At 44.2% G+C, this 21686-nt stretch carries 15 protein-coding genes; 11 read left to right on the forward strand and 4 right to left on the reverse strand.

All coding sequences use genetic code 11. The annotated features are described in order from the left end of the window. Positions 1 to 6: 6 nt before the first annotated feature. The 3 genes from ACX6CI_RS20025 to ACX6CI_RS20035 all read left to right on the forward strand — a co-directional run bounded on the left by ACX6CI_RS20025 (position 7) and on the right by ACX6CI_RS20035 (position 3057). The gene (locus ACX6CI_RS20025) at positions 7 to 1686 is read left to right on the forward strand and encodes an FAD-binding protein (RefSeq protein ID WP_458775429.1); all 1680 of its coding nucleotides are present in this window, start codon (positions 7 to 9) and stop codon (positions 1684 to 1686) included. Positions 1687 to 1952: 266 nt separating this feature from the next. Further along, entirely contained in the window at positions 1953 to 2456 is a 504-nt protein-coding gene (locus ACX6CI_RS20030) for an ACT domain-containing protein (protein WP_458775430.1), read from the forward strand. 97 nt (positions 2457 to 2553) lie between these two features. Next, entirely contained in the window at positions 2554 to 3057 is a 504-nt protein-coding gene (locus tag ACX6CI_RS20035) for a glycine cleavage system transcriptional repressor (protein WP_458775431.1), read from the forward strand. Positions 3058 to 3135: 78 nt separating this feature from the next. Here the strand turns inward: ACX6CI_RS20035 and ACX6CI_RS20040 are convergent, their stop codons facing one another. The 3 genes from ACX6CI_RS20040 to ACX6CI_RS20050 form a co-directional block, all read right to left on the reverse strand. Further along, positions 3136 to 4593: a DUF3360 family protein gene (locus ACX6CI_RS20040; RefSeq protein ID WP_458775432.1), complete on the reverse strand. Its 1458-nt coding sequence runs from the start codon at positions 4591 to 4593 to the stop codon at positions 3136 to 3138. A 719-nt stretch (positions 4594 to 5312) separates the two neighbouring features. Next, positions 5313 to 6710 (reverse strand): aspartate kinase, encoded by a 1398-nt coding sequence (locus ACX6CI_RS20045; protein ID WP_458775433.1) that lies wholly within the window; start codon positions 6708 to 6710, stop codon positions 5313 to 5315. A gap of 135 nt (positions 6711 to 6845) precedes the next feature. Further along, positions 6846 to 10514 (reverse strand): PAS domain-containing hybrid sensor histidine kinase/response regulator, encoded by a 3669-nt coding sequence (locus ACX6CI_RS20050; protein ID WP_458775434.1) that lies wholly within the window; start codon positions 10512 to 10514, stop codon positions 6846 to 6848. Positions 10515 to 10718: 204 nt separating this feature from the next. Here ACX6CI_RS20050 and ACX6CI_RS20055 point away from each other — a divergent pair, with 204 nt between their 5' ends. From ACX6CI_RS20055 to ACX6CI_RS20075, 5 genes are all read left to right on the forward strand, one after another. Next, entirely contained in the window at positions 10719 to 11711 is a 993-nt protein-coding gene (locus ACX6CI_RS20055; RefSeq protein WP_458775435.1) for a potassium channel family protein, read from the forward strand. 321 nt (positions 11712 to 12032) lie between these two features. Then, positions 12033 to 12230, forward strand: coding sequence for a hypothetical protein (locus ACX6CI_RS20060; protein ID WP_458775436.1), 198 nt, complete (start codon positions 12033 to 12035; stop codon positions 12228 to 12230). An 18-nt stretch (positions 12231 to 12248) separates the two neighbouring features. After that, entirely contained in the window at positions 12249 to 14159 is a 1911-nt protein-coding gene (locus ACX6CI_RS20065) for a rhodanese-like domain-containing protein (protein ID WP_458775437.1), read from the forward strand. A 272-nt stretch (positions 14160 to 14431) separates the two neighbouring features. Further along, positions 14432 to 16129 (forward strand): FAD-dependent oxidoreductase, encoded by a 1698-nt coding sequence (locus ACX6CI_RS20070; protein WP_458775438.1) that lies wholly within the window; start codon positions 14432 to 14434, stop codon positions 16127 to 16129. A 266-nt stretch (positions 16130 to 16395) separates the two neighbouring features. Next, the gene (locus ACX6CI_RS20075; RefSeq protein ID WP_458775439.1) at positions 16396 to 17592 is read left to right on the forward strand and encodes an amino acid aminotransferase; all 1197 of its coding nucleotides are present in this window, start codon (positions 16396 to 16398) and stop codon (positions 17590 to 17592) included. Positions 17593 to 17764: 172 nt separating this feature from the next. On the opposite strand, the gene ACX6CI_RS20080 is transcribed toward ACX6CI_RS20075, so the two are convergent. Next, positions 17765 to 18115, reverse strand: a complete 351-nt coding sequence (locus ACX6CI_RS20080) for a helix-hairpin-helix domain-containing protein (RefSeq protein WP_458775440.1) — start codon at positions 18113 to 18115, stop codon at positions 17765 to 17767. 243 nt (positions 18116 to 18358) lie between these two features. On the opposite strand from ACX6CI_RS20080, the gene ACX6CI_RS20085 reads away from it, so the two are divergent. The 3 genes from ACX6CI_RS20085 (at position 18359) to ACX6CI_RS20095 (ending at position 21683) form a co-directional block, all read left to right on the forward strand. Next, complete coding sequence (locus ACX6CI_RS20085) at positions 18359 to 18934, forward strand: flavodoxin family protein (protein WP_458775441.1); 576 nt, start codon at positions 18359 to 18361, stop codon at positions 18932 to 18934. Positions 18935 to 19181: 247 nt separating this feature from the next. Beyond that, positions 19182 to 19976 carry a hypothetical protein gene (locus ACX6CI_RS20090; protein ID WP_458775442.1) on the forward strand — a complete coding sequence of 265 codons (795 nt, stop codon included), beginning with the start codon at positions 19182 to 19184 and terminating at the stop codon, positions 19974 to 19976. Between the two features lie 30 nt (positions 19977 to 20006). Further along, a complete protein-coding gene (locus ACX6CI_RS20095) occupies positions 20007 to 21683 on the forward strand; it encodes a glycerol-3-phosphate dehydrogenase/oxidase (RefSeq protein WP_458775443.1) in 1677 nt (558 codons plus the stop codon). Positions 21684 to 21686: the final 3 nt, after the last annotated feature.

Genomic DNA, 21686 nt, shown 5'->3' on the forward strand with positions numbered 1-21686 from the left:
AATACAATGGCTTATACACCTGAAATGAGGGAACTGATAAAAAAAGTTGAGGCTACCCGGCCTGAACGGGTTGCAATGGCGAGGCGCAATGAAAATTACCCTGCGCTTTCCATGGATGAGCGGGCGGATGTTCTGTCCAAATTTCATCCAGATTATCAGTCCACAGGAAAACGTACTGTAGCAGTAGGACCCAATAAAGGTGAGACTTTTCAGGAAGGCGTGGCGGCGCTTCTGGAATCAAAATCAATGGTACGGCCAGATAAGGTCAACTTAAAAGATGTTGACTATGAAACAGATGTCCTGGTAATCGGTGGCGGCGGAGCGGGAACCTCTGCTGCGATCATGGCCGCAGATGAAGGCTGTAAGGTTATCATTGCCACCAAGCTGAGACACGGTGACTCTAATACAATCATGGCAGAAGGTGGTATTCAGGCCGCAACCCATGAGTGCGATTCCCCTTACTACCATTTTATGGACACCATCGGTGGAGGACATTTTTCAAATCAGAGAGATCTGGTGGCGGCACTATCAAAAGATGCCCCCCTCTCCATCGCCTGGCTTGAGAAATTAGGTATGATCTTCAATAAGTATGAAGATGGTCGTACCGTTGTTCGTCACTGTGGTGGGTCTTCCAGGAAAAGACTGCAATCGTCAGGAGATATGACTGGTGCAGAGATCATGCGTGTGGTGCGTGATGAGGTGAGAAACCGGGAAGATCAGATAACGGTTCTTGAGTTCAGCCCTGCAGTTGAGTTACTTCTTGACGATGACGGTAAGTGTGCTGGAGCAATTCTGCACAATATGGAGACTAAAGAGTTTTTTATCGTTAAGGCCAAGTCGGTTATTATTGGTACCGGTGGTTTTGGTCGTCTGCATATTAAGGGATTTGCCACAACAAACCATTATGGTGCAACCATGGATGGTGTGGTCATGGCATATCGTGCGGGAGTTGGTAATCAATCCCTGCACTCAACCCAGTATCATCCCACCGGAGTCGCCTATCCGGAGCAGAATGTAGGTCTTCTGATTACAGAAAAAGTACGTGGCCTTGGTGCCCATGTATTAAATATTGATGGAGAGCAGTTCTGTTTTCCTCTTGAACCACGTGATGTGGAATCAGCCGAGCTTATCTGTGAGGCCATGGAGAAAGGTAAGGGTATTATCACCCCAACAGGCCGGGTTGGGCTATGGCTTGATTCTCCAATGATTGAGGAGCTGCATGGTCCGGGTTCTGTACGTAAAGAACTTCCTGCAAAATTTATTCAGTTTGAGCGCCATGGCATAGATATCAGCAAGGACCCAATGCTGGTCTATCCAACATTGCATTATCAAAATGGTGGTATCAATGTTAATGGTGACACTGAAACAGTGGTTCCTGGCCTCTATGCTGCGGGGGAGGCCATAGGCGGTGTGCATGGTGAAAACCGCCTTATGGGTAACAGCCTTCAGGATATCATCACCTTTGGCCGCAGGGCTGGAATTAGCGCTGCACATTATGTCAAGTCAGGTGTTGAATTGAAAAATCTCAGCCTTGATCACGTGGTGAAGTTTGAAAAAGAACTGAAAGATGCTGGCGTTGAGAATCCCGGCGTGGCACCAATTCTTCTACCGGACTACTCCACCGATGAAATGGTAGAACGCAGATGGCCTGATGCAAAAACCAAAGGTGAGGCTGCAGTCGCATAGGGTTTACCTTGATTTTAGTGAATGGGTAAGAATAGCAGGTTTGCCCAGGCATGACAGCTACGGAGCTGTATCTAATCCGCCTCAGAGTTATTCTGTGGCGGATTTTTGCTAGTAAAAGCAATACATGCATTTATGTTTGGAAAGTATTTGGTTGTGGTTTTTTTGTAAAACCGAAGTAGAGGTGATTTGGAAAATATGATAAGCTCACATTGATCGATCCAGTTACCTTGAAAGCGAGTCACTACTATTTCAAAAATGGGTATTGTATGAAGAGTAACTATATCACGACAGTCTACGGACCGGACATACCTGGAGTTATAAAGTCGCTCTCTCTTGCTACCAGAAGTTATGGAGGGGAGTGGCTGAGTAGTAAGTTGATCAAAGCAGATGGTCAGTTTGCGGCCATAATGAATGTGGTGGTTGGAAGCGATAAGGAACTGAGTCTGAAGATGGGGTTGGAAAATGACTTCTCTGCACTCACATTTGTCTATTCGCCAGCAACTGCGCCTTCACAAAATATGAACAAAACGATTCATCTTGGAGTGGATTGTATAGATCGTCCCGGTCTTACGGGTGATCTCAGTAACATCCTGACTAACCTCGATATCTGTGTTGAAAACATGGAGTGTAAACGATTTGTAATGGATGGTATTGGAGATGTTTTTTCAGCAAAAATTGCTTTGGTTGTGCCGGATTCTGTGAAGAGTGAGGTTATAGCTGGGGAAATTGAAACCCTGTCGGAAGACGTGCAGGTGAATGTACTGGGGTAGTGAATTGTCACTATCTCCTTGAAGAATGTAGCTATACAATATTTGTTTTTGGGGTTTAAACGGAGTTTCTTCCTAAAGATGGAATAAAGGTGTTTGAATGAAGCGTAAATTTGTGGCAACTGTTATGGGGCCGGCATCGTCCGGAATTGTTAAGAGTTTGGCAGAAGCAACTCGAGAGCTTGGGGGAGAGTGGAGTACAAGTAAGGTGATGAAACTTGATGGTAGATTTACTGCTATGATGGAGGTGGCTGTAGATGATGACCTCGAAATGTTATTAAAAGACACCTTGGCAGATAAATTCCCAGATTTAGAGTTTTACTACTCCGATGTTAATGGACAAGAGAGTGAACACAATAAAACTGTATCTCTTGTGGTGGATTGTAAGGATCGCTCAGGCCTAACGAGGGATTTAAATAATATTCTTTATAACCTTGATCTGGTTGTTGAAAATATGGATTGCAACAGGTTTCCGGTTTCTTCACTTGGTGAGTCAGTGTTTTCAGCCAAATTGACTCTGGCAGTAAATGAGGAGATGAGTGCAGAAGCGATAGCTGAGGAGATTGAGACTCTATCTGAAGATACGAGGGTGAGCGTTGTCTGAGCTGTAGTGATAACGAAGTGTTATATTGTTTTAAAGGAGGTACTGAATGTTCAGTACCTCCTTTTTTTATCTACTGGATCAACCGATAAGTGCTGGAATGCCAGGTATCATACCAACTATTGCCATGGAAATAGTGGCAATAGCAAGAGCAAGGCCAGGAATAACCAGACGATCTAAGATATTGAGAGCTTTGGGGCGATCCTTGTCACCGATAAAGCCGTTGTTATCAAGAAACATGGTAAGTGCCCAGCCAAATACCGGGTTTATGATTGCAGAGGCAAAGATACAGATTCCGGATGCCTGGGTGCTTTTTCTGTCACGGACCATCTCCATACCAGCCTCAAGAAGGGGCAGATAAACACCAACCAGAAGTGCAATACCAAGAACAGGGCGCCAGACTGCAATATCCATTGGAAAACCTGCAATGGCAACTACGGCCGACAATAATCCACAAAAAATTGCGCCACCGGGAATAGGGCGTTTGGCGATGGCTGCAGGGATCATATAAGTACCCCAGGAAGAGGTTATACAACCACTTCCAAAAAATGCGGAAGTTACCTGACGCAACGAGCAGCCGATCATGGTGTCGTCCACATCCATCAACACATTTTTGGCCTTACGTGGATAACTCATCTCCTGGAAAATTCTATGACCGAGAAAATCTGGAGACCACATGGCGACAGCTAGAATGGCAAAAGGCAGGGAAGATATGAAGTGTGATAGTGTCGGAAGTCCAAGTTTCCAGCCAGTGTCTTCTCCCCACCAGTACATAGGGTTAAAGCTTGGTAGGCCTGGGCTGGTTGTAAATTCAAATGGCGCCCCTAAAACGAGGGCTACAACGGCTGCGAGGAATGAGCAGATGGGTATGGAAAGCCACCGTTTACCTATGCGGGCAAGGTATGCGTATAAGACGAGGTTGGATATCAAAACGGCCAAACCAATAAAGCCAAGTTCAAGTGAATTTGCCCATTTCTGAATGGCTCCGACCTGGCCCATAGTACCAATTGCACCAAGGTAGACAAGGAGGCCACCTGCCACCCCCTGACTCGTCACTTTTACAAGTCGTGAACCACCCTTTGTTATACTGAGAATGAGGCCGAACACTGCTATAAGAGTCGCAAGCGCAAGAGGGTGTGTGCCTGAAACTGCCATGAGTGGAATAAGCGGCATCATGGGGCCATGGATACCGGCAAGGTTCGCTTTTGGGTTGAAGATTCCTGAGAAAAGAATAACAAAGAGGAAGGAGACAATGAGCATGTCAACCCGTACATTCTCAATGATAAACGCCTGGTCAAGGCCATAGGCATTTGCAAAGGCGTTGGTTACTGCGGTACACATTACAGTGAGACCGATGGTGCCGGCGATGGCTGGAATGCAATCTTCCCAGGCAAAATTAAAATCCCTTCCCGGCAGGTTAAGGCCCCACCGTTTGGGTTTCATTATGATTAATTCATGGTCAAGATACTCTGCACGGCTGTTAAATGCTGAGCGAGGCTTTCGCAATTCCTGATAGCTTTGGGGTTCGTTGTTCTGCATAACGTAAAATCCTAATATTTTTGATCGATTCTCGGCACGCTTTTCTTGGCGCCACCTGGAGTTGAGAATCCCCCACGGAACTCATCGACCTATGGTTAATTTGTAAAAAATGCTGGGTGTCAGGTGGTTAAATTAAGGGAAATCTCCGGTGAATGTTTTCTTTGATTGTTGACCATGTGAAAGTTGCAGAAAGTATATCTTTTGACATAGGGCGTAGCGGTGTCGGTGTAGTAGGCAGTAATAATAATAATTTTTTGCATAGATTGTATGGTTACTAAATGGCGTAATACAATGTAGGAGTGCACTATTCTAGAAGAGGGGGATGCTGTCAATGACAAAGATTTTTCTAACAATAGTTACAATAATGTCATAAAAAGACCATGGTCTAAGTGTTTGAAAATGTATTAGTAATTAAGGGGATTCATAGTTTTGTCCACACCTATCAAAATTATTGATACTATGTATAATGAAAAACCTGTAAGTGAAGTGTGAGTTAGGCGATAAGGGGCTTGGTTTTAAAGGGAATATTGAGGATATGTTATGGAAAGAGTGCGGTTTCTGGTATGCCCAGAACTGAAAAATGAAGTGAATTGAGGTGGGACGTTTAGTGAGTCAAAGAGTTGCAGGTTGTGTGAGGTTCGCGAGGTAATTTTTAGATCGCCACAAACCTGCAGAGCGTTCTCTGCAGGTTTGGCAATGGGAGATAGGGGTTGGAATGTCTATTCGTTTTCATCCTCGCAGAGAGCACGGTGTAAGGCTCTCTGGGCGAGGACAAAATGATCACGATCAACGGTAAACTGCATGTTTGTCTGTCGCGATGTCTGTGAAACCGTCAGGATATTAATATGGGCATCGGCCAGGGACTTTGTGGCCTTTGCGAGGATGCCTGGCTTTGCAATGTTAGAACCGATGGCGCAAACGATTGCCAGTTCCTGCACGCTTACGTTTTCGAACTGGGCCCTTAGTGCAGTAATTAAATCATCTGTGAGGTCTTTTTCTGAGATAATGACATCGATGGTGTTCGCATTGGTGGCCTTGTTAATGTAGCTGACCCCAAATTGTTCGAGAACCATCATGATCTTCATGTCAAAGCCCACTTCCCCAACCATTCTGGTGTCATGTATTTCAATACAGACAACACTATCTGAACCGGTGACCACCTCTGTCTTAAGTTTTGGACAGATGTAATCTTTGGTCATAAGGGTTCCGCTATGGCTTGGGTCAAAGGCGTTCATTACCCGTATTGATATACCTGCCATTTCAAGAGGTTTTGAGGCCTTGGGGTGTATCGCCTCCATACCAACATCTGCGAGCTGGTCAGCAACATCAAAGTTAGTATTGCAGATAGGATGTACATTTTCTTCACCCATTATCATGGGGTCACCTGAGCAGAGGTGGTATTCCTTGTGGATAACGGCTTCCGCTGCCCCAAGGATAACTGCAATCTTGGAAAATGTGACTTCTGAGTAGCCCCTGTCAAACTCTCTCATGATCCCTTCCGTTCCCTTGGTATAACCCGTTGCAACACAGATGGTTTTGGATGGGTCGATATTTCTGAAGGTGTACTCGATTCTTTCGTCTATGGTTCTCTCTATTCTATCGTTTCTGCCGCTTAGATCTACAAAGGTGGCGTCGTATCCAAGGTTTTGCAGAATATTGGTCGTATTAAATGCACTGTGCATTTCCCCAAGGGAGGCAAGGAGTTCACGGGCTGCAAGCAGTACTTCCCTACGCATAACATAACCGGAGCCGAGCACAGTATCCATGGATCGAAGAATATTGACACAGAATGCGATGCGCTCACAGATAAAATCATCGGCTTTTTTAGTGTCTAGACCGATGCTCGCAAAATTCGCATTAATGGTGCAGAGGTGTTTCTGCAGGTTGAGCATTGCCGGTTCATACTTTTCATTATTGGTAAAGGTCTGGTAAATACCCGGTTGACCCGTTTTTTTATGCTCAAGTAATTCGTTGGTGATTCCCGAATAAGCAGAAACGACGTATATTCTGTTAAAAATATCGGATTTATCTTTGAGGATAACGTTGTCCAGTACCTCACCAAAGCGGGACATTGTTGTTCCGCCTATTTTCTCAATGCGCAGATTGTTGTTACTCATTTTGTAATCACCAAAAAAAAGTGTTCGTAAAGCTGGGTAAATTCGGCCTGTATCCTAGCTCAAAGTTATGTGCGTCGCAATAGATTTATCAGGGGCAAGATGCAGGTTGTAAGCGGTGGTAAAATGGGAAATATTTTAAATAAAGACCTTCATTAGCACTGTGGCAGTGGTAATTTCTTCACTGAGCATATCAATGGTATGGGTAATAGCCTGTGTTTCGCCGGAGTTACATTGCCTTTCTAAAAGAAAGGCAACCTGTTCCACCTGTTTTGCTTCAACACTTGCCGCGGCACCTTTTATTTTATGAGCAAGTCGTTCTATTTCAAGAAAATTATCATCATTAAGAAAAGATTTGAGCCTTGCGAGGTGGGTTGGCCCATCTTGTATAAACAGTTTGAGTACCGTTGCCGCAAGCTCTCGGTCTCCCATGAGTCGCTGAACCAGAGTGTCAAAATTGAACGCAGATAATTCGTCAGACGTATGATCCAAATGTTCCTGCTCAGTTGGCTCTGTGTGGATGGTGAGCAGGGGATCGTGGAGCAAGGTACTTAAGGTTTTTGCGAGATCACTGGCACTGATAGGTTTTGCAAGGTAATCGTCCATGCCTGCTTGAAGGCATTTTTCCCGATCCCCTTTAATCGCATGTGCAGTTAAAGCCACAATGGGGATAGTTGAGGGGTTATGGATAAATCGTGTTTTACGAATAGTGGTTGTGGCCTCAAAACCATCCATTACCGGCATAGAAATATCCATTAATATGAGGTCAAAAGGTCTGTTTCGCAGGGAGCGGATCGCCTCCTCTCCATTATTTGCAACTTCAATATCCAAAAAGCCCATGGATTCAAGGATACCGAGGACAACTTGCTGATTAATTGGGTTGTCTTCAGCCAGGAGGATGGATTCGCTACGGTAATAGTTATGTTTGACCGACATTTGCCCAGACTCATCAGCAACGGGCTGGGGTGATATTATATCCCGTATTGAATCCGCTAAATCTTTAAACTTTAGGGGATTACTCAAAAGCGTTTTGTGTTTGTATCCTTCTATACCCGCTTTGTTACTGGTTCCCTTTGTTAAAAGCAGTACACTATTCATGTTTTTGTTGTTGGTGCAACCCTGTGTCTTTACAAGCTCGTCAAGGTTTACATTTCCTGATCGTACGAGATGTTCGTCGATGAGTGCGAGATCATAACAGCTTTGCTGTACTTCGGATGTAGGTGTTTGCCTATTTGGAACAGTGAAGGCATTAATGTGGGTTATGGCTCCGCCCCACCCGGCGAGTTGTTCTGCAATCGCTGTTCTGCGAATGTCGTGGCTGTCAACGATGAGGATTTTAGTGCCCCTGAGATCTGGACTCTTCAGGTAGACTGAGTTTGGATCTGTCTGTTTTTCAAGTTGAACGCTAAAATGAAATTCCGTTCCTTTTTTTCTTCCGGTATGCACTGTGATATTACCACCCATCAATTCACACAGCTGTTTGGAGATAGCAAGGCCTAGGCCGGTACCGCCAAATTTACGGGTGGTGGATGAATCGAGTTGTTCAAAACTTCTAAAAAGTGTCGATTTCTTGTCGTCGGGGATTCCAATTCCGGTATCTTCGATGAGGAATTCCAATAGAATATGCTTGGAATCTTCTCGTTTGTTGGCGACCCGAACAACCACTTCTCCGTCACTTGTAAATTTAATACCGTTTGTCACAAGATTAAGCAAAATTTGCTGCAGCCTGTCAGGATCACCTCTAAGCAGGGTGGGGACATTTGGCTCAATGGTGCAGATAAAATCAATATTTTTATCCTGAGCCTTAATGGACATTATACCAAGGATCTTATCGAGCAGTTCATGGAGGTCAAAATCGAGGGATTCCAGTTCAAGTTTTCTTGCCTCAATCTTAGAAAAATCGAGTATGTCATTTATTATTGCCAGGAGGAATTCTCCACTCTTCTGGAGCATGTCCACATAGTGCTGCTGGGTTTCATTCAGTTTTGTATTTCTAAGAAGTGAAGCCATACCAATAACACCATTCATGGGGGTACGTATTTCATGGCTCATATTGGCAAGAAAGGTAGATTTGGCTCTGTTGGCGGCTTCTGAGCTTTTGATGAGTTTATCTCTTTCTTTTTCACTCTGTTTGCGGTGGGTTATATCGTGTCCGACCCCGATGAGGCCTGTAATCCTTCCACGGTTATCAGTGAGAGGAATTTTGGTAAGGTGTAACCAGCACCAGTTTCCATCACTGTCAGGAAGGTATTCCTCTTGATCGAGCAAAGAGGTTTCACAATTAAAAATCGACTGTTCAGCTGTGTAGAGTTTTCTGGCTACTTCTTCTGGGAAGTAATAGAAGTCATTTTTGTTTAGCACCTTATCGGGAGAGCTTTCACCGAGAAAATCAACACAGGTCTTGTTGGCTGAGGTGTAGAGGCTTTTAGTATCTTTTACAAAGATCAGTGCCGGTATGTTGTCTATTACTGAGCGCAGAAAAGTCGACTGTTCTTCCATGGCTCTGTTAATCTTTTCTGTCTGTTCTTTTGCCTTGGTTAGCTCCTGGGTGCGCTTATCCACCAGCTTTTCCAATTGAGTCTGATGTTCTCTCAGATCTTTTGCGATTTTCTTTCTATTCGTAATATCGCGTACAATGGAAGAGAGGTACTTCTGATTTTGTAGAAGAAAAACGGTAACGCTTATTTCAACCGGGACAGTGCGGCCATCTTTGGTGATATGTATGGTTTCAAAAACATTTTTGTCACCTAAATTTTTGAGAAAGTCCTTGTGGTTGAACGATTGTGCTGCTTCTGGGCAGTCAAGCCCGTAGGGTTCAAGTTGCAATAACTCTGCCTTTGTGTAGCCGTAGCGTTTGCAGGCAATATTGTTCACATCTACAAGGGTAATTTCGAGTTTTTCTTCATTAAAACTGTGGAGGAAGATGGCATCATTTGCTGAATTGAACAGATGTCGATACCTGGCCTCGCTTTCTGAAAGAGCAATGTCAGTCAAGATGCGGCTGGTAATATTTTCAGCGGTTCCGATGATGCCCATGACATTGCCGCTTTCATCGTAGAGGGGTTGTTTATTTTGCTTGAATATGGCTCGCTCTTTTGTCTGACGGGTATCTTCGTAGATAAAGTCCCGCAGAGGGATTTCAGAGTCGATTACTTTTTTTTCTAAGTCCTCGATAAAGGAAATATCAGCGGTTGAATATCTAAAGTCATGATCGGTTTTACCAATCATGTCTTTGGGGTTATCAACACCGTTTGACTGGGCAAAGGCCTTATTGCAGCCAAGATATTTTGAATCGAGATCTTTCCAGCAGATGAGCTGGGGAACATTGTCAATTACGGTGCGAAGGATTCTTTTACTCGCATATTTAGAAAGTTCGGCTTTCTTTTGATCAGAGATATCGAGGCTGGTGCCGTGTAGTCGTTGTATTTTTCCGTACTCATCCCGGATCACATAGAGATGAATATTTATCCAGGAGATGGTTTCGTCGAGGTGTAAGATTCTGCACTCAAAGCGAAGGTTTGAGGAGGTCGTTTTGTTGAAATGGACGATGTTGCGTAGGAGCTGTACCTTATCTTCTGGGTGGACAAGTGAGATGAGTTTGACTCGATTTGAATAGAAATCAGTGGGTTGATAGCCAAAGTGAGAGATATTGTCAGAGACATACTCGACGGGCTGGTTTGAAGTGGCGTCCCATGAAAATACCACAACCGGGCTTTTATTAATTATACCCTTAAGGGTGTCAGCCTCTCTGCGTGTATTGTACAGTTCCTGTAACAATTGTTGATTTTGTTTTTTTAAATCAGTCATTGTTATTGTCGTGGGAAAATATCTTAAGGTGGAAGTTATAGTGTGAATCAATATAGTAGAAAACGCCTGGAATAACATACCTTTTTTCAATGACCAAATTTCACTCACTGCTATTGGCTTGGCAACCCCTGATTTTTCATGGTAAATATGAGTTTACCGAGGATGCAATTGAGACAACTGTAGAACAGGTTATCTAATTCAAACATGGACTATCCAAAGCTTAAAATTTCACTGGGTCTACTCCTTGCCACCATAGCCTTTGGTACAGGCGGGTATGTTCTATTTGAGGATATGCCTGTTTTTGAAGCATTTTATATGACCCTTATCACCATCAGTACCGTTGGTTTTTCTGAAATACAACCGTTGTCTGATGTTGGGCGCGGAATAACAATTTTAATCATTGTTCTTGGTATCAGCTTGTTGACCTATACCCTGGGGCAGGTTGCGCGTATTTTCGTTGAAGGTGAATTGCGAAAAATTCTTGGGAGAAGAAAATTGGAAAAGCAAATTGCTGAGGTCAAAAATCATTATATTATATGCGGTTACGGACGTATAGGGTCCATTATCGCAGCAGAGTTAACAGCAGCTGAGATCCCGATTGTTGTACTCGAGCAGGAAGAGGAGAGGGTCGCGACCCTTGAGGCAGAAAATATCCTTTATCTCTGTCGGGATGCAACTTCTGATGAGGCCCTCCTTGAGGCAGGGCTTGAACGAGCCATTGGTCTTGTCACCGCTGTGAGTTCAGATGCAAATAATGTTTTTATTTCTCTTTCAGCCAAAGGTTTACGTCCAGATATTTTTATCCTGGCCAGGGCATCAGATGAAAGTAACGAGAGTAAGCTGCTTCGTGCTGGGGCAACAAAGGTTGTTTGTCCATATCAGATTGGCGGCAAAAGAATGGCGGAAATCCTGCATAAACCAACGGTTATGGATTTCCTCGAACGGGTGATGGTCAACGAAGAGCTTGACCTGCAGATAGAAGAATGCATGATTTCTGAAGGGTCCCCCATCGCTGGCGCCTCTTTAGTGGAAAGCCGTCTTCGGCAAAAATATGGGGTTATCATCGTAGCCATAAAAAGAAAATGTGGAAAAATGGTGTTTAATCCTGGTCCAGAGGAGACCTTTATTGCCGGGGATGTTCTTGTTGTGATAGGCAAGAAAACTGAGTTGTTGAAAATGAGTCGTGATACGAAGTAGTGCGGTATATCTATCCTTCGTGAGTTTTGAGCCTGTTGTTGCAAATTGCTCCTGTTATATATGTTTTTCCTGTCTTATATATGGATCACCCTGCTGTTTTTGATTCCATTCTTGCTGATTAACACCACGAGATGGTAAGGATATGTGTTTTGTGGTATATGAAAGTATAGTATATTCAGGTGTGTAAGTATTCATTTTGAAAAATATTTATTTTTTCTGATTCTTTAGCTGAACCCACATGTAATGACCGCATATATACTATTGTGGGCCTCTCCATAATAGGCGGTGAGATATTAATTTTTGTCTAAAAGGAGATCCATCATGAATGGTGTCAGGACAGGGGCCTTGAGGCGAGTCACCGCAGGCGTTTGTATTTGTCTTTTCATTGTAGCTGGGCAACACTCTAACGTGAGGGCGGCGGATTCTTGTGTTGCCTGTCATACTGATGAGGAAATGCTTGTGAAAAGTCTTGGAAAAGATGATATGGCCAAATCATCACTTCAGGCAGGACCTGGCTGAGGCGGTTCGGTGACTCCGTTGGAGCCACAAAAAAAGGTCCTTGTATCTGAACAATTTCTAGATTCAGTCCATGGAGAAGTGTCTTGTGTAGATTGTCATGGAGGTGATGATGAAGCTGTTGCCAAAGAAGATGCCCATAAAGGATATGATCCCTATCCGTCAATTAACAGTCCTCAGGAAACCTGTGGGGAATGTCATGATGAAATAGCTGAGACCGCGCCAAAATCATTGCATGCGACCCTTTCGACCTTTCCAAAATATTTAGAGAAAAGGAGTTCAGCTGAGACCTTTGACAAGGTTGATCACGGTCGACAGCGTCATTGTGCCTCCTGCCATGCAACCTGCGGCTCCTGCCATGTCAGTCGGCCTCAATATGTTGGTGACGGTTTCATAAATGGTCACATGTTTAGAGCGCAGCCGGACACCATTAATCAGTGCATGGCATGTCACGGTAGCCGAATTGGTAATGAATTTGCCGGAAATCGTGGCCAGGGTGATGTGCATGTTCGTAAATATACAATGGTCTGTAAAGATTGTCATAAGGCGGAAGAAATGCATGCTGCGGCACCTGATGATATTGTAAATAGATATCACTTAGAGGAAGCAGCAAGTTGTAGGGGTTGCCATAAGGATTTGGAGTACGGCTCTGTTCTGGATCATAAAATTCATAAAAATAGAGTTCAGTGTCAGGTTTGTCATTCCCAGAGTTATACCAACTGTTACAGTTGCCATACTGGAACTGATGACAAGGGTATTCCGTACTTTGTGACAAATGAAGATTTTGAAACAATTAAAATCGGCTTGAATCCTGATAAAACTCCCCGATCAAACTATAAATACACGCTTTTACGACATGTTCCGGTGGATGAGAAGTTGTTTGACTATTACATTACAGATGGTTTTCCAAATTTTGACAGTTTGTCCACCTGGAAAAAGACCTCGCCCCATAATATTCAGCGTCGAACCTGGCAGAATGCCAATTGCAACAATTGTCATGGGCAGCGTGAACTTTTCTTGTCAGAGGATGAATTGCTTGATTATGAGAAAAAGGCCAATATTCATTTGGTTGTGAGCGATGCTGATCTGCCAAAAGCAAGGGGCAAAACCCAACCCCTTGGTATAGATGCAACAAAAGTTAATCATTCTATGGTGGTTGATGTCACCTGGCTCAAAGAAAATTTGGCCGATAATAATGTGGTGATTTTAGATGTTCGTGGTCAGGCCGCCTATGACAGTGGACATATTCCAGGGGCTATACGTTTTGATCCTGCGATGCCAGAGGGCTTACGAAAACCGGGGAACTCTGATTCTCCTATGATGCTGGAAGATGATGATATCCTTGCTGCGACCCTTGGCGAGCTAGGACTTACCGTTGATTCTCATATTGTTGCCTACAGTAATGTCGGCCAAGATGCTGGCTTTATCCTGGCGATTCTTGATTACGCTGGTGCCAACAATTTGTCTTTACTTAACGGTGGAATTGCTGCCTGGAAGAAGGCGGGTCTTGAAGTGTCTATGGATGCGGTACAACCTGAAAAGAAAACCTTTGTTATAGAACCACGAAACGAGCTTGTTGTTCACAATGATTATGTGAAGGCTAATCTTGATAACCCAGGCGTCACAATTGTGGATGTGAGAATTCTGCAGCAGTCATTAGGAGCTCTCAAACACCCCCTTGCCAAGCGGCCAGGGCGGATTCCTGGGTCAATTCTGTTTCCTATAACCGGTCTTTATATGGATCACTCCTACCTGAAGGGTCCTGAAGAGTTGCTATGGGTGCTTAAGGAGAGAAATATACGACCAAATAAAACCATAGTAGTATCCTGTAACACAGGATGGTGGGGAGCAGGTGCTCAGTATATGCTCCGTTATCTTGGCTATGAAGATGTACGCCTCCATGATGAATCTTGGATTGGCTGGCTGGATTAAGATCTCTGTTTTGGGTGTTGCATAGACCACTTCAAACTCTACGTCTGGCACTTGCACTGGATAGCCCGGATTTTTTAATCCGGGCTATTTTCGTTTATGGAGGCCATATAGTTTTTTTTTCAAACGCCGTATTGGCGTTGTTCCTGCGTCATTTTCTGGACTGAAAGTAAAAATATAATTTTGACATTTTGTATAAAAAAGAGAATGGTAGTGTTTTGGTTGTTGGCATATGAACAATATAATACAATGTCGTAGTTGAAAAGAGGAATGAGATGGAACCGAAAAAAATTGTAGTTATCGGGGGATCTGCTGCGGGTGCAAAGGCTGCAGCTAAGGCGCGGAGACTGGATCAGCAGGCGGAGATAACAATTATCCAAAAGGATCCTGATCTGTCCATGGCATCCTGTGGTTATCCATATTATGTGGGCGGTGTCTTTGATGATAGAAATGCCCTTCTGGCAACACCCACCGGTGTGGTGCGTGGGCCCGGTTTTTTTCAGAAAACAAAAAATATCAAGGCCCTTCCACTAACAGAAGCGACCTCAATAAATGCTGAAAATAAGTCCGTTACCATTAAAAATCTGCAAACCGGTGCGGAATCTGAAGTTAGTTACGATAAGCTGGTATATTGCACCGGTGCAAAGGCAAAGGTTCCACCTGTGGTGGGCAATGATCTCAGTGGTGTTACAACCTTGGTCTCCATGGAGGATACTGACTATCTTCATTCGGTGGTTGCAGAAAAATCGGCAGAGCATGTGGTTGTTATAGGTGGCGGACTTATTGGAGTTGAGGTGTGTGAGGCTCTGACTGAATCTTCGATAAAAGTGACCCTTGTGGAGATGGCAGAAGATATTCTCACCTTTCTTGATCCGCAGATGTCAAAGCTTGTTGCAAATCATATGAAGAGTAAGGGTGTTTCGGTTTTAACCGAGACTGGTCTTGAGTGTTTTGTGGGTGAGGATGGAAAACTCACCGGCGTTATGCTGCGTGATGGATCTGTTCTTTCCTGTGAGGTTGCGGTCGTTGCAACGGGAGTCCAGCCAAATATTGAGCTTGCAAAGGCTGCAGGTCTTGAAATCGGCACACTTGGTGGTGTTGTGGTCGATGAGTTCATGATGACTTCGAACACTGATATTTACGCTGCCGGAGATTGTGTTGAGGTTAAAAATATCATTTCAGGTCAGAGTTCACTTGCTCCTATGGGTGATCTTGCCAACCTCCAGGGCAGGATTGCAGGAGAAAATATAACCTGTGGTAATTGTGTTACTTTTCCTGGAACGATCCACACAGCCATCTGTAAGGTCTTTGATTTTGTGGCAGGTGCTACAGGGCTCAGTGAAGAGACTGCACGTAAAAGTGGTTTTGAGTCAGTGGAAACAGTTGTCAATGCCAGTCCAGATAAGCCTGGATTTATGGGGGCAAAGCTGCTGGTCTCAAAAATTGTTGTTAACACCGAAAACAATACTATCATAGGTTATCAGTGTGTCGGAAACGGTGATGTCAGTCGGCAAATTGCAACGGCGGCCATGGCAATCCAGGGACAGATGAGCCTTGATAGTCTCTGTTGTGCCGATCTACCGTATGCTCCACCGTTTTCTCTGGCGATAGATCATTTTATCGCGTCTGCTCATATTGTGCAGAACAAAATCAAGGGCAGGTTTAAGGGTATCAGTGCCAAAGAGGTTATGGAGAAGGTGGAGAGGAATGAGAACATCTTTTTCCTCGATGGTCGTGGGCCTGACGAGTATGAAGTTCTTCGTCTTGGAATTGGTGAACACTACCTCCCATTGGGCATCCTAAAAGATCACCTGGACGAGTTGCCAGAAGATAAGGATAGTGAGATTATCTGTTTTTGTAAGATAAGTCTTCGAGGTTACGAGGCGGCCATAGTTCTTGAAGAGCAGGGGTATACAAATGTACGGGTTATGGAAGGTGGTATCATGGCCTGGCCATACAAGAGAGAGATGTAAGTCGTAAGTACCTACGAACCTGAAGGAGTAAAGGTTATACTCCTTCAGTGTTTTGGAGACTCGCCTCTATATTTTTTGTTCGTTCTCACCATACCTGTTTTTATCCCATCAAATAATGTGGCATTTGCGCAACGCTGACTCTCAACATTACGAATATGTAATGAATATGCTGTGGTATTATTGTTATTCCTATTGACAGAGGGAATTGTTTATTTGTATTTTGTCACGTTCAGTTATAAAAAATTATTCCATAAGTGGAGGAAGGTATGTGGCAAAAAATAGAAGCTGCTCCAGCTGATTCGATTCTGGGATTAACAGAGGCGTTTAAGAGTGATTCAAGTTCCAATAAGGTGAATCTTGGAGTTGGCGTTTACAAAGATGAGAAAGGTACTACTCCAATTTTGGATTGTGTGAAGGCAGCTGAAAAGATCTTACTGGAGAAAGAGGGGACTAAGAGTTACCTGCCTATTTCTGGTGATCCTGTATATGCCCGTGAGGTGCAAAAGCTGCTGTTTGGTGCTGATAGTGATGTGATCACAGCCGGACGTGCTGCAACGGCACACGCACCTGGTGGTACCGGTGCTTTACGTGTTGGTGGTGAGCTTTTAAAAAAATTCAACCCTACAGCTAAGGTATGGATTTCAAACCCTACCTGGGCAAATCATAAGGGTGTATTTTCCACAGCGGGTTTTGAACTGGCGCAATACGACTATTACGATCCCAAAACTAAGAGTCTTGACTTTGATGCAATGCTGGCAAGTTTGAAAACTGTACCTGCTGGAGATATTGTCTTGCTTCACGCCTGCTGCCATAACCCAAGCGGTGTTGACCTCAGCCCAGAGCAGTGGAAGACAGTGGCGGCTCTTGGAAAAGAAAAGGGCTGGATTGCATTTCTTGACTTTGCCTACCAGGGTTTTGGTGATGGTGTTGATGAGGATAGGTGCGCGGTGGAGGAGTTTGCTGTAACTGGTGCTGACTTTTTTGTGGCCAGCTCCTTTTCGAAAAATTTTGGTCTCTATAATGAGCGTACTGGTGCAATTACCATCGTAAGCCCATCTGCTGTAGAATCCGCAGTGGCCATGAGTCATTTGAAGAGCACCATTAGGGTTATCTACTCCAACCCTCCTGCCCATGGAGGTCTGGTTGTTGCGACTATCCTCTCCGACGACAAGCTGCATCAGCAGTGGTTAGGTGAACTTGCTACCATGAGAGATAGAATCAAAGCCATGCGTGTGGCCCTGGTTGCCGGTTTAGAGAGCCGTGGTGTAGATGGAGACTTTTCCTACATTACCTCCCAGCGTGGTATGTTTTCCTTTAGTGGACTATCTGACAGCATTGTAGACTGGTTAAAAGAGAATAAGTCCATCTATGTTGTTGGCGGTGGTAGAATTAACCTCGCCGGCCTCACAAGCTCGAATATTGACTATGTGTGTGACGCGATTGCTGAGGCGTTAAACAGTTAAACCCTGTTTAAATGAACTATGAGCCGGTTCTGCTTAATGCGGAATCGGCTTTTTTTTTGCAATATGCGATTATATAAAGATATTAGGCTCGGAAGTTGGGGAAATAGCGGGGGAATATTTGTAAGGAATCTGGGGTAAGATCATTGGAATCCTACCCCAGATAGTGTATGGCTTAGAGCTTAAGGAATGGCTTGATCTTTTCCAGAAGAGAAGCATCAATACCTTCTACATTTAAAAGGTCTTTGAGTTGTGCAAAAGATCCATTGGCATCACGATACGCTGTGATGGCTTCACCCAGTTTGGGGCCAATTCCTGGGATAGAAGAAAGCATTTCAGGGGTTGCGCTATTGAGGTCGAACATATCTGTAAGTGAGCCTTTTTCAGCCATGGTGCTTACTTCTGTTGCTTTATCGACCATGGCAGCCATGCCTGTTTTATCATCTGCACAGGACAGTCCTGCTGCAAGGGTGAGCATGAAAAAACTACCAATTGCGATGCCTGTGAGCATTTTTCGTGATATCATTATTAATCTCCAATATTTATTATTACTAGTTAACAACTACTTGGTGCTGCATTGGCAATGTAATACAATTTGGATTTGAGTCAATAGTGCTGGGGTAAAGAGCTGGTAAGTATATAAAAGTTTAATGATATCTGTGGTAAGCTTGAAAGGATTGAGGTCGGTCTGGATGGAAAGAGACTGGACAGGTGATTGACTGTAAGAGAATCGACTAACACAGACGAAACATAAACTGGAGGAAATATTATGAACATGCTAGCGCTGCTTGGCAGCCCACGAAAAGGCGGAAACAGTGAAACCCTTGCACGGAGCATAGGGGCTTCTGTTGAGGAAGGTGGTGGCACTGTTGAATATGTGCATCTTAATGGTTTAAGTCTTCGCCCGTGTCAGGGATGTGGTGGCTGCGATAAGACAGGGGTTTGTGTGGTTAAGGATGACATGGGTGCAATTTTTGAAGCGGTGGACAGGGCTGATCGAATTCTCCTGGTAAGCCCGGTCTATTTTTATGGTCTTTCTGCACAGTGTAAAATTTTCGGGGACAGGATGCAGGCTCTCTGGGCAAGAAAATATCTGCTTAAAGAGAGGTATCGTCACAATGAGGGACGAAAAGGTTATCTCGTCTCTACGGCTGCAACCAAAGGACAGAAAATTTTTGACTGTTCCATCTTGACTACAAAGTATATTTTTGATGCCGTTGATGTAGATTATGGTGGAGAGTTTGTGGTTAAAGGAGTGGATGAAAGAAAAGCCGTGCTCAAATATCAGGAAGAGATGGATCGAGCGAATAAGTTTGGTGCAGATATAGTTAAAGGACGTATATAATTCGGATGGTTAGTGGGGTTACACCCGTATTTGTTCGTGCTTACGGGTGAACCTTATCACCGGTTTTTCTATATTCTTATTTATTTTCCCTTCTAATTTTGATAAATTTATACTGTTCGAATATTGTTAAGGCCACCCTTAAAAGAGACTATCAATGATTCCCCCGTGTTAAGAAACACTGTCTCCCCTTATTATCTTCTAATATCACTTACGATATACGCCCTCCACCCATAATGAGAACTTTTGTATGATTGTGTTTGATGGCCATGTCCATATTTATGATTGTTATGATGTAGATACTTTTTTCTCCACAGCCTTTATAAATTTCTCTGAAGAAGGAGAGATGTTACAGGCTGACTCCTCTACTACCTATTTCATGCTCATGGCTGAAGCTACAGGTGTGTACTATTTTAAACAGCTTCGCGAGATGGCTCTGGAGTCAAGAGGCGTTACCACTTCTGTACGATTTGAAATCAGTGACGACGCCTACGCTCTTAACGTGTACCATGATGACTTCCCGTCTATGCGACTTATTATTGTCGCTGGCCGTCAGCTGATCACCAAAGAAAGGTTAGAGCTGCTTGCTTTAATGACAGATAAAGATTTTGAAGATGGGTTGGATCTTTCTGCAACTGTTGATGCGGTGGTTGAGGCCGGTGGAATTCCAGTTTGTCCATGGGGGGCGGGTAAGTGGATGGGCCAGCGTGGCAAGGTACTGGAAACGTATCTTATGAATCCAGCCGAACTGTTTTTTGTGGGCGACAGCGGCGGCAGACCTTCTTTCTGGCCGAGACCAAGCCTCTTTGATGGTGAAAATGTTGCTGCGAGGGTATTGTCTGGTAGTGATCCTTTACCGCTGGCGGGTGAAGAAATAAAGGTGGGGCGTTTTGGAGGTTTTATTCCTCAGGACTGTCCGCAAGACCTACCTGCGACCTTTCTATGTCACGAGTTTAAGAAGCCGGAAACTGTTATCTCTTCCTATGGACGAGCTTGTTCTCCCGTGTCGTTTGTTAAAAATCAAATTGCACTTCGCCTGAAATAATTCCTTCGATTGCAACAATTATATAAGAAAATGAAAAGAGATTTTAACAACTTGCAGGATAAGGCCTTTGATGTTGCCGTCGTAGGTGCTGGCATACACGGAGCGACCATTGCTCTTGAAGCTGTGAAGGCAGGATTCTCCGTAGTTATTCTGGAAAAAGCAGACTTTGGTCATTCCACTTCGGCAAATAGTTTAAAGATCGTTCATGGTGGAATCCGTTATCTCCAGCATGGTGACCTGAAGCGCATGAGAGAATCAATTACTTCAAGGCGATCGATGATGCAGTTTGCACCACATCTGGTAAAGCCTCTTGCCTGCCTGATGCCCACCTATGGGCATGGTATTAAAGGACGGGAGACGATGCGACTGGCTTTTGGAATGTATGACCTTGTAGCCTGGGACCGGAATGCTGGTTTGGCCAAAGAGAATAAACTTCCATCTGGACATTCTATTGATACAACCGAGGTGCGCTGGGCCGTTCCTGGAGTAAATGAGACGGGTCTTACAGGTGGGGCTGTCTGGTACGATGCAATCGCCGATGATACCGAACGACTTATTCTGGAATACATTAAGGAGGCAGTACGATACGGCGCGGTAGCTCTCAATTACACAGAGGTTGTGGAAGTGAAGAGTGAAAATGGTCAGGTAAGTGGGCTCGTTGCCCGGGACAAACTGGGTGAATCAGCTCCTGTCAGTATCACTTGTAAGCGGGTCATAAATGCCGCAGGTCCCTGGTTGGCTGAGCAGGCGCGTGGAAATGCGGAGCTTGGTCGTCAGCAGTGGGCGAGCGCAGTAAATATAGTTGTTAAAAAACGACTATTTAAAAAATATGCGGTAGGCCTTGAGGGGTATACAGATTTTAAAGATAAAGATGCCATTATCCAGCGGGGCAAGCGGTTGTTCTTTTTTGTTCCCTGGCAGGAAAAATACACCATGGTTGGAACAACGTATAAACCGTTTACTGGTAATGCGGATGATTTGTCTCTTGGTCGTGAAGAGTTACAGGATTTTGTAGATGATATAAACAAGGTGTATCCGGCAGGCAATTTATCGCTTAGTGATATCACCTATTATCATGCCGGTTTATTACCCATGGATGGGGCCGACAGTAGCGAAAAGGACTCAGTTCAGGTCAATAAATCATCGGAAATTATTGATCATGGTGGCAATGATAGTGTGGAAGGCTTATTCTCTATTAAGGGTGTGAAGTATACAACTGCACCTGCAATCGCACTGGATATGGTGAAAATCTTGTGTAAACAGGATGATAAAGATGCTCGAGAACGTGGGGTGTACGTTAGTGATCCTCCGTTAAATCTTGATTATGCTCCTGCAATACAACGGCTTGGGGATGAATACCACAACATAACGGATCATCTGAAAAACAAGTATGGGAGAGATTGGCGAGCGGTTTTTAAATATATTGTGGGGCACAGCGATAACGCTGAGAATAGGGCTGACTGGTTGAGCCTTGACCCTCCGATGCTTCATGCTGAGTTGTTATATTTTATCTCTGATGAGATGGCAGTTACCCTGCTTGACGTTATTATAAGAAGATCAAATGTTGGTGCAGCTGAGTTGCCGGATAGTCGGGTTCTAAGTGATATTACAGATGCAATGGCTGCTCATTTGAATTGGACGGATGATGAAAAATCCAGGCAGTTGTCTAGGGTAGAACAGTTTTACTCCCCCGTTACGGGGGGCTGATTA

The organism is Desulforhopalus glucosivorans (assembly GCF_054397165.1).